The organism is Novosphingobium organovorum, assembly GCF_022832435.1.
Classification (GTDB): Bacteria; Pseudomonadota; Alphaproteobacteria; order Sphingomonadales; family Sphingomonadaceae; genus Novosphingobium; species Novosphingobium organovorum.
The window spans coordinates 23,130-32,755 of record NZ_JALHLF010000043.1 but is presented as its reverse complement, the minus strand read 5'-3'; the positions used below and the strand labels follow the sequence as shown (position 1 = coordinate 32,755).

General features: G+C 67.3%; 6 protein-coding genes. 3 read left to right on the top strand and 3 right to left on the bottom strand.

The features are described 5' to 3' along the window. The 3 genes from MTR62_RS11880 to mdoH all read left to right on the top strand — a co-directional run. On the top strand, nucleotides 1–643 hold a 643-nt coding region (locus MTR62_RS11880), incomplete at its 5' end, for an efflux RND transporter periplasmic adaptor subunit (protein ID WP_327194406.1). A 47-nt stretch (nucleotides 644–690) separates the two neighbouring features. Then, nucleotides 691–2,256, top strand: coding sequence for a glucan biosynthesis protein D (locus MTR62_RS11875; protein ID WP_244021143.1), 1,566 nt, complete (start codon nucleotides 691–693; stop codon nucleotides 2,254–2,256). Then, nucleotides 2,253–4,091, top strand: coding sequence for a glucans biosynthesis glucosyltransferase MdoH (mdoH, locus tag MTR62_RS11870; protein WP_244021141.1), 1,839 nt, complete (start codon nucleotides 2,253–2,255; stop codon nucleotides 4,089–4,091). The genes MTR62_RS11875 and mdoH overlap by 4 nt, the downstream gene beginning before the upstream one ends. Nucleotides 4,092–4,210: 119 nt before the next feature. Here mdoH and MTR62_RS11865 read toward each other — a convergent pair whose 3' ends face one another. From MTR62_RS11865 to MTR62_RS11855, 3 genes are read right to left on the bottom strand one after another with little or no spacing between them, the layout of a single operon-like run. Beyond that, nucleotides 4,211–6,016: an acyl-CoA dehydrogenase C-terminal domain-containing protein gene (locus MTR62_RS11865; protein ID WP_244021139.1), complete on the bottom strand. Its 1,806-nt coding sequence runs from the start codon at nucleotides 6,014–6,016 to the stop codon at nucleotides 4,211–4,213. Between the two features lie 58 nt (nucleotides 6,017–6,074). Beyond that, a complete protein-coding gene (locus MTR62_RS11860; protein WP_244021138.1) occupies nucleotides 6,075–8,402 on the bottom strand; it encodes a 3-hydroxyacyl-CoA dehydrogenase/enoyl-CoA hydratase family protein in 2,328 nt (775 codons plus the stop codon). Then, nucleotides 8,399–9,535 (bottom strand): thiolase family protein, encoded by a 1,137-nt coding sequence (locus MTR62_RS11855; protein ID WP_244021136.1) that lies wholly within the window; start codon nucleotides 9,533–9,535, stop codon nucleotides 8,399–8,401. The genes MTR62_RS11860 and MTR62_RS11855 overlap by 4 nt, the downstream gene beginning before the upstream one ends. Between the last annotated feature and the right edge of the window lie 91 nt (nucleotides 9,536–9,626).

Here is a 9,626-nt window from a genome sequence, read left to right as displayed (position 1 = left end):
GGATGCCGCCGCCGCACAGGACCGTGCAGAGGCCGCCGCCTTGCGCGTCTCGGCCGAGGAACAGCGCGCCCAGGGGCGCATCATCCGCGCCCCCTTCGCCGGAACCGTGGTCGTCCACGAGCTCACCCGCGGCCAGGGCGTGGTCGAAGGCATGGCGCTGTTCACGCTGGCGCGCGCGGGCACCCCGCTCACCATCAGCGTGCCCCTTGCCAGCCGCGCGGCGATGAGCCTTGCGCCCGGCACCAAGGCCGACATCCGCTTCGAGACGCTACCCGACGTCGAGCAGGGCGCGCGTCTTGCCGGGATCGAGACCCGCAACGGCCAGCGCCTTGCCCGCTTCGTGCTCGAGAACCCGGCGCCGCAGATCGCGCCGGGCCTTGCCGGGCGGGTCGAGGTGACGCTGCGCGAACGGCGCGACGTGCTGCTCGTGCCCGATCCCGCGCTCGAGTTCCGGCCCGATGCGGTGCCCGCCGGTAACCGGCGCGACAGCGTCTACCGGCTCGACGCCAAGGGCAACCCGCAGCGTGTCTTCGTGACTGCGGGCGGCAGCGACGGGGGCAAGACCGAGGTCTTTTCCAAGGAACTGCATGCCGGTGAGAACGTTATCATCGGCTGGCGCGAGGCGCCAACGGACCAGAAGTAAGCAGGGGGAAGGAAGCCGGGTGCGATTGACCGGAGTTCACGAACCGTATGACTGAAAACGCCGAAATTCCCTTTTTTCCTGCCGCGATGAACCGCCGCGAAGCCGCCGCGGGCCTGCTGGGGCTCGCCGCCCTGCTCACCGCACCGGGCGCGCTCGCCGCAACCGGCGCGCCCGCCCCCAGGATGCTCGGCAAGCCCGAACCCTTCTCGTGGGACAGGCTTGTCGCCATGGCCCGCAAGAGCGGCGCCAGGGCCTATGTCCAGCCGCCCGTCTCGCCGCTCGCGGCCAAGGACTTCGATACGCTCGCCCGGCTCACCTACGGCGATGCGAGCGCGGTCGCCGACGTGATCCGCTTCTTTCCCACCGCGCTCGCCGTGGCGCCCTACAAGGTCGAGGTGGCGATCATTGAAGGGGCAAGCGCGCGCCCGGTGGTCGACACCTCCAGCCTCTTCGTCGATGGCACCAAGGCCGATATCGCGGGCTTTCGCGTGATGGCCGCGGACGGCCACGCCGACTGGCTCTCGTTCATGGGCGCCAGCTACTTTCGCACCTCGGGCGCGCGCGACCAGTTCGGCATTTCGGCGCGCGGCCTCGCGATCGACACCGGGCTCGCCTCGGGCGAGGAATTCCCCGTCTTCACCCATTTCTGGATCGAACACGTCGAGGCCGACCACTTCGTGATCTACGCCCTGCTCGACGGCCCTTCGGTCGCGGGGGCCTACCGCATCGACACCAACGGCCGACCCGAAAGCGGGGTGATCCAGGACATCAAGGCGCAGCTGTTCTTCCGCAAGGACGTCAAGCAGCTGGGCCTGGCCGCGATGTCGAGCATGTTCTGGTACGACCAGTCCAGCCGCGCCTACCCGCGTCCGCCGCGCGGCCCCGACTGGCGCCCCGAGGTCCACGACAGCGATGGCCTCGCCATCCGCTCGGGCAATGGCGAGCAGGTCTGGCGTCCGCTCGAGAACGCGCTTTCGCCCACCACCTTCAGCTTCACCGACGACAGCCCCAAGGGCTTCGGCCTGCTCCAGCGCGACCAGAACTTCGACCACTACCAGGACGACGGTTCGTGGTACGACAAGCGCCCCTCGCTGTGGATCGAGCCGACCAACGACTGGGGCAAGGGCGCGGTCAAGCTCTACGAAATGCCCACCAACAACGAAAACCAGGACAACATCGCCGCGTTCTGGACCCCGGCAAAGCCCGTGCGCGCGGGCGATGAACTGGCCTACGGCTACCGCCTGAGCTGGACCAACGCCGACCCCAGCCAGAGCGCGATCGCGCGCTGCGTCGATGACTTCATGGGCAAGGCCGGGCTCGCCGATGCCCCGGCGATCGACGGCGCGCGCAAGGTGGTGTTCGATTTCGCCGGTCCCGCGCTTGCCGGGCTCGATCGTTCGAGCGGGGTCGACCTCGTCGCCGAGGCGCCCGAGGGTGTCATCATGAGCCGCGAGTGCTTCCCGGTTGCCGGAACCCGCGACCGCTGGCGCGCCAAGCTGGACATTCGTCTTGCAAAACCGGGTGAAGCGGGAACTCCCATGGACCTTCGCCTGTTCCTCAGGCGGGGCGACGCTGCCCTCACCGAAACCGTGATAAAGGCCTTCAACGTATGACTTCGGCCGAGCCCTTGCGACAGCTCCCCGACGAGGCCCCGCTGGACATGCCGATCCAGCGGCTGGACGGCAATCCGCCGGGCTCGATCGAAGTCAAGACCCAGCCCCACGGCATGGCGGTCAAGCGCCTGTTGCTCATCACGCTGACCGCGGTGCTGGGACTGGCCGCCTCGAGCGAGCTGCGCTTTGCCTTTTCGCGCGACGGGCTCGACCTGTTCGAGATCGCGCTGCTGCTGTTCTTCGTGCCGCTGTTCACCTGGATCGCGTTCGGTTTCGTGAGCTCGACGATCGGCTTTCTCAAGCTGATCTCGGGCGAACACCCCGGCTTCACCGCGATCCCCAGCCCCGCGCAGTCGCTCACCAAGCGCACTGCAGTGCTCATGCCGGTCTACAACGAAAGCGTCGAGGAGGTCTTCGCCCGCGTGCGCGCGATGGCCAAGTCGATCGAGCGGGCGGGCGGCGCGCCGTGGATCGACTTCTTCGTGCTTTCGGATTCGAACGAGCTGTCGGGCCGACGCGAACTCGCCGAATGGCAGGAGGTCGCGGCCGAGGCGCCGATCAACGTCTATTACCGCCGCCGCGAGAAGAATATCGCGCGCAAACCCGGCAACATCGCCGAATGGGTCCGCCGCTTCGGCGGCGCCTACGAATGCATGCTGGTGCTCGACGCGGATTCGATGATGAGCGGCGATGCGATCGTGGGCATGGCCTCGATCATGGAGGAGCGCCCCTCGATCGGACTGCTCCAGACGGTGCCGATGATCATCAACGCGCGCACCCTGTTCCAGCGCTGGATGCAGTTCGCGAGCGAGGCCTACGGGCCGATCGCCTCGGCGGGACTGCTGTGGTGGTCGGGTTCGGAATCGAATTTCTGGGGCCACAACGCCATCGTGCGCACGCGCGCCTTCGCCGAAAGCTGCGGCCTGCCCGAACTGCCCGGCAAGCCGCCCTTCGGCGGCCATATCCTGAGCCACGACATGCTCGAATCCGCGCTGCTGCGCCGGCGCGGCTGGGCCGTACACATGGTCATGATCGGCGGCTCCTACGAAGAATTCCCGCCGACCGTGGTCGACATGGCGATCCGCGACCGGCGCTGGATGCAGGGCAATCTGCAGCACCTCCAGCTGCTCGGCGCCTCGGGGCTGAGCTGGACGCACCGCCTGCACCTGCTGGTCGGCGCCTCGGCCTACCTCACCTCGCCCGGCTGGCTGCTGCTGCTGCTGGTGACCATCGCGCAGGCCGCGGGCCACGCCGGCGGCGCCGGATTCGTCGGCGCGACCCCGCCCAGCGTGCTGGGGCTGACCATCGTGCTGCTGTTCGGGCCCAAGGCCATGGGCCTCATCTGGATGCTCGCCCAGCGCGAGCGGCGCCGCGCCTTTGGCGGAACGCTTACCATCCTGCGCTCGGTCGCCGTTGAAGTACCGCTCGCGGTGCTCTTCGCGCCGATCACCATGGTCACCCAGACCAAGGCGCTGCTGGGACTCCTGCTGGGCATTTCGGCGGGCTGGTCTACCCAGGCGCGCGAGGCGCGGCGCATTTCGGTGCGCGAGATCATCCCCGACCTGCGCGAGCACGTCGCGCTCGGCCTGCTGTTCGCTGGCACCGCTTTCCTCGATCCGGTCACCGCGATCTGGCTGTCGCCCCTGACGCTGGGTCTGCTCACCTCGCCCTGGTTCATCAGCCTCACCTCACGCTCGCCGCAGGACGCGCTGACGCGCCCGACGCGACTGTTCAAGGTCCCTGACCCCACGATCGACGATCAGAGCGAGAAAAGGGCGACCGGCGCAAATAGCAACGAGCCGACCGAGGCCAGCGTCACCAACCTGTTTTCCTGAATTTCCAGGCAAAGCGCGCGAACAAAAAAACAACCGAAGCGCGCCGCCACGCACTCCGGTTGCACAACCCGTCGGTTTGTCTGCGACCCGACCGGCGTATTTCTTGGCCTACCTTGGCCTCAAAACGCGTCCACGTCCATCGCCATCATCGATGCCTTGCCCGATTTGATCGCCAGGAAGGCGGTCGTAGCCTGGGGCAGGATGCGATCGAAGAAGAAGCGCGCGGTGACGATCTTGGCTTCGTAGAAGCCTTTCTCCCCGCTTCCCTCGGCCAGCGCCTTGCGCGCGATCAAAGCGGCCTTGGCAAATGTGTAGCCCATCGCGACCAGCCCGATCAGGCGCAGGTAGTCGGTGGCCGCAGCCGCCGCTTCCTCAGGGTCCTTCATCCCCTTCTGCGCGATCGTCCCGGTCGAGAGCTGGAGCGCGCCAAACGCCTTCTCGAGCCCCTCGATCATCTTGCCGAAGTCCGCATCCCCCTTGTTCGCCTCGACGAACTGCGAGACCGGGTGGAAGAACGAGCGCAAGTAGCGGCCCATGTGCGCGGGCATCTTGCGCCCGACGAGGTCGAGCGCCTGAATGCCGTTGGTGCCTTCGTAGATCATCGCGATGCGCGCGTCGCGGGCGAACTGCTCGACCCCGCTCTCGGCGATGTAGCCGTGCCCGCCATAGACCTGGACGGCCAGGTTCGCGCTCTCGAAACCCAGATCGGTGAACAGCGCCTTCACCACCGGGGTCATCAGCGCGATGAAGTCCTCCGCGCGGGCCTTGACCTCGGGATCGCTGGCGTGGCGCTCGGCATCGAGCGCGCGCGCCACCCAGGCGCCGATCGCGCGGCTGCCTTCGTTGTAGGCGCGCATCGTCATCAACATGCGCCGCACGTCGGGGTGGACGATGATCGGATCGGCCGGGCCTGCCGGGTTCTTCACTCCCGAGAGCGAGCGTCCCTGCAGGCGGTCCTTGGCGTACCACACCGCCGACTGATAGGCCGCTTCGCCCACGCCCAGCCCCTGGATGCCGACCGAGACCCGCTCGGTGTTCATCATCGTGAACATCGCTTCCATACCCTTGTGGGGCTTGCCGACCAGCCAGCCGATGCTCTCGTCGAAGTTGAGCTGGCAGGTCGCCGAGGCCTTGAGCCCCATCTTGTGCTCGATCGCGGCGACCGAGACCCCGTTCGCAGGACCCGGCGTGCCATCGTCCTTGGGCAAATACTTGGGCACCAGGAACAGGCTGATCCCCTTCACCCCCGGCGGCGCATCGGGCAGCCGCGCGAGGACGAGGTGGACGATGTTCTCGGTAAGATCATGCTCGCCCGCCGAGATGAAGATCTTCGCGCCCGAAAGCCGGTACGAGCCGCCAAAGGCATCGTCCGGGTCCTGCGGCACGGCCTTGGTGCGCAACATCCCAAGGTCCGTGCCGCAGTGGGGTTCGGTCAGGCACATCGTGCCCGACCATTCCCCGGAAACCATCTTTGGAAGATAGGCCTGCTTCAGCGCATCGCAGGCGTAGCCCTCGATCGCGGTCGTCGCGCCGTGGGTCAGGCCAGGATAGAGGCTGAAGGACAGGTTGGAGGAGCAGATCATCTCCTCGGTCAGCTTGTTGACCGCTTCGGGCAGGCCCTGCCCGCCCCATTCGGGGTCCGAGGCCAGCGCGCACCAGCCGCCCTCGCGGAACAGGTCATAGGCCTCCTTGAAGCCCGAGGGCGTGCGCACGACGCCGTTTTCGAGCGTGCAGCCTTCGATGTCGCCGCTGCGGTTGAGCGGCAGAAGGACATCCTGCGCGACCTTGGCGGCTTCCTCGAGGATCGCCTCGGTCAGATCGGGGGTGAATTCCTCGAGCGCCTCGAGACCGCCGAACCCGTCGTCGGCGTGAAGCTCGTTGAGCACGAACTTCATGTCGCGCAAGGGGGCTTCGTAAACCTGCATTGTCACTCTCCTCGCCGGGAGCGCGCCGCGACGGCGCGGCTCCCACGTCTTGTTCTTGTCAGTTGCGCAGCGGCTTGCCGGTTTCGAGCATGTGCTCGATCCGCGCCACCGACCGCGACGAGTGGACCAGCTTCATGAACGCGTCGCGTTCGAGCTTCAAAAGCTCCTGCTCGCTCACCGGATCGGTCACGTCGGCCTCGCCGCCGGTCAGCACCTCAGCCAGATAGTCCGAGACGACCAGATCGTAGTCGGTGGCAAGGCCCCGCTTGTGGAAGCTCTCGGCCGCCATGGCGAGCCCGGTGCGCCCGCTCGGTCCCGGCAGGCGGAACTCGGGCGGCTCGGGCGGGGTGTAGCCTTCGACCAGCGCGAGCGCCTTGTGCTTGGCGTCGTAGAGCAGGCGGTCGCGGTTCATCGTGATCGCATCGTCGGGGCGCAGGAACAGCAGTTCCTTCGCTTGCGCGGCGGACTTGGAGACCGTCGCGGTCGAGACGGTCTCGAACACCTTCGCGACCGGCGGCATGGGGCCGCGCGGCATACGCGCCGCGTTGCGCGCGCGCTCGAGCATCTCGCCATTGCCGCCCCAGCCCGGCACCAGCCCGACCCCGCATTCGACGAGCCCGACGTAAAGCTCGGCGTGGGCCTGGATCGCGTCGCAATGGAGCAGGATCTCGCATCCGCCGCCCAGCGCCATGCCCGCCGGAGCGCCGACCACAGGAAACGGTGCGTACTTCAGGCCCTTGTAGGCCATCTGACCGCCCGCCACGAGCTTCTCGATTTCCGAATAGGCCGCGATGTTGACCGCAAACATGGCCAGCCCCAGGTTCGCGCCCGCCGAAAAGTGCGAGCCTTCGTTATAGACCACCAACGCCTTGTACTGGCTCTGCACCAGCGGAAGCGCCTGGACGATGAGCTTCATCACCTCGCCATCGAGCGCGTTCATCTTGCCGGTGAATTCGAGGCACACCACCCCGTCGCCAATGTCCCACAGCGCCGCCGAAGCGTTCCTGAGGAGCGGCCTGGTCGCCAGCTTGACGTCGGCCAGGCTGAGCACGCCCTCGGGACGCGGCACCTTGTGGTATTCCCCATCGAGACCGAGGTATTCGCGCTGCCCGTCCTCGACACGGTAGAACGGGCGATCGCCCGCAAGGGTCAGGATCGCGGGCACCGGCTGGCCTTCGGCCGCCAGACGTTCGGCGAGCCAGGACGCGCCCAGCTTGTCGATCATCTCGAACGGGCCCATCTTCCAGTTGTAGCCCAGCTTCATCGCCGCATCGACCGCGAGCACGTCGCCTGCGGCTTCGGGGACCAGACGCGCGGCATAGGCCAGCGTTCCGCCCAGCACCGCCCAGGCATAGGCGCCGATCTCGCCCTTGGTCTCGACCAGCTTGCGCAAGTCACCCTTGGCCGCAGCCCCTCGCGGCCCCGCCGGACGGTCCGCCGCGTGGTAGTCGCCCGAGGCCAGGTCGATGACTTCCTTCTGGCGGCCCTTCTCCTTGTTGAGCCGGTAGAACCCGCCCTTGCCCTTGCGTCCGGTATAGCCCTCGCCGATCATCTTCTCGATCAGCGGGTGGGTGCGCGCAATGGCCTGATAGGGATCGTCCTTGGCCAGCGTCGAGGTCAGGCTCGCCTGGAGGTGCGGCATGAGATCGATGCCGACCAGATCGACGAGACCAAAGATGCCGGTCTTGGGCACGCCCATCGGCTTGCCCGCGATGGCGTCCGCCAGCTCGACCGAAAGCCCCATGTCGAACGCGGCGTTGAGGCCAAGCTGGATCCAGTAGGTGCCGATGCGGTTGGCGATGAAGCCCGGTGTATCGTTGGCATCGACCACCGTCTTGCCCAGCGCCACGTCGGCGAAGAGGCGCACCCTGGTGGCGACACCCGCGTCGGTCGCCGGGCCGGTGACGATCTCCATCAGCCGCATGTAGCGCGGCGGATTGAAGAAGTGGGTGATGAGAAAGTCGGCCTTGAACGCGTCCGAACGCCCCTCGACCAGCTTTTCGAGCGGGATGGTGGAGGTGTTGGAGGACACCGCCGCCCCCGGCCGCTTGAGCGCCTCGAGCTTTTCGTAGAGACCCTGCTTGATGTCGAGCCGCTCGATCACCGCCTCGATGATCCAGTCGCAGTCGGCGACCTTGGCCAGATCGTCCTCGATGTTGCCGGTCTCGACCAGCCTGGCCGCGGCCTTGCTCATGAAGGGAGCAGGCTCGGTCTTGAGCATCCGGGCCACCGCACCTTCGGCAATCGCGCTGCGGTTGGCGCCGTCCTCGGGAACGATGTCGAGCAGCAGCACGGGCACGCCCGCGTTGGCGACCTGCGCCGCGATCCCGGCGCCCATCGTGCCAGCACCGATGACGCAGACCTTGGAGATGGTGTCCTGGCTCATTCCACCGCCTCCAGGATCGTGGCGATACCCTGCCCGCCGCCGATGCACTGGCTGGCGAGCGCATACTTGCCGCCTTCGCGCTTGAGCAAAGAAGCCGCCTTGCCGACGATGCGCGCGCCGGTAGCGCCGAGCGGGTGGCCGATGGCAATCGCGCCGCCATCGATGTTGGTCTTGGCGCTATCAAGGCCCAGGTCCTTGATGCAGGCGATGGCCTGCGCGGCGAAGGCCTCGTTCAGTTCGACCACGTCGAGGTCGCTCGCCGCGATCCCGGCGCGCGCCATCGCCTTCTGGCTGGAGAGGATGGGGCCAAGGCCCATGGTCTCGGGCGCGCAGCCCGAAATCGCCACCGACTTGATCCGGGCAAGGATCGGCAGGCCGTGCGCGCGGGCGTAAGCCTCGCTCGTCACCAGCACCGCACTGGCCCCGTCGGTCAGCGGCGAAGAGGTCCCCGCCGTCACCGAACCGGCCGCATCGAACGCGGGTTTGAGGCCGGCAAGGTCTTGCGCTGTCGTATTGCCACGGATCGTTCCATCCTGATCGACGATGCCCCCCCGGGTCTCGATCGGCACGATTTCGTCGATGAACTTGCCGGCCTCGCGCGCGGCGGCGGCGCGCTTCTGGCTCTCGACCGCCAGCGCCTCCTGCTCGACACGCGAAATCTGGTACTTGCTCGCCACGTTCTCGGCGGTCTCGCCCATGCCCATGTAGGCCGCGCTCTTTTTGGCAAGCGCGGGGTTAGGCATCGGGTTGAAGCCCATCATCGGCACCCGGCTCATCGATTCGATCCCGGCGCAGATGAACGCTTCGCCCGCGCCGAGCGCGATCTGGCCCATCGCGATGTGGATCGCGCTCATCGAGGAGCCGCAGAAGCGGTTAACGGTCATGCCGCCGACCGAAAGCGGAAGGTCCGCGAGCAGCCCGATCAGGCGCGCCACGTTCAAGCCCTGCTCACCCTCGGGGAAGGCGCAGCCCACGATCAGATCCTCGATGTCGGCGGGCTCGACGCCGGTCTTCTGGATCAGCCCGCGCACCACCTGCGCGGCGAGGTCGTCGGGCCGCACGCCCTTGAGCGCGCCCTTGTTGGCCAGGTGAAAGGGGGAACGGGCGTAACCCGCAATGACGACGCTATCCATGCATTCTCTCCACGAAGCGAGCCCTGGTTTTCGCGAATCCGACTGGGTGGGAATCCGCGGGGTGGGCAACATCTTCCCTAAGGGTGCAATT

Coding starts and splice junctions, on each gene's coding strand:
- MTR62_RS11865 (WP_244021139.1), bottom strand. CDS start 6,016: ATGCAGGTTTACGAAGCCCCCTTGCGCGACATGAAGTTCGTGCTCAAC.
- MTR62_RS11860 (WP_244021138.1), bottom strand. CDS start 8,402: ATGAGCCAGGACACCATCTCCAAGGTCTGCGTCATCGGTGCTGGCACG.
- MTR62_RS11875 (WP_244021143.1), top strand. CDS start 691: ATGACTGAAAACGCCGAAATTCCCTTTTTTCCTGCCGCGATGAACCGC.
- mdoH (WP_244021141.1), top strand. CDS start 2,253: ATGACTTCGGCCGAGCCCTTGCGACAGCTCCCCGACGAGGCCCCGCTG.
- MTR62_RS11855 (WP_244021136.1), bottom strand. CDS start 9,535: ATGGATAGCGTCGTCATTGCGGGTTACGCCCGTTCCCCCTTTCACCTG.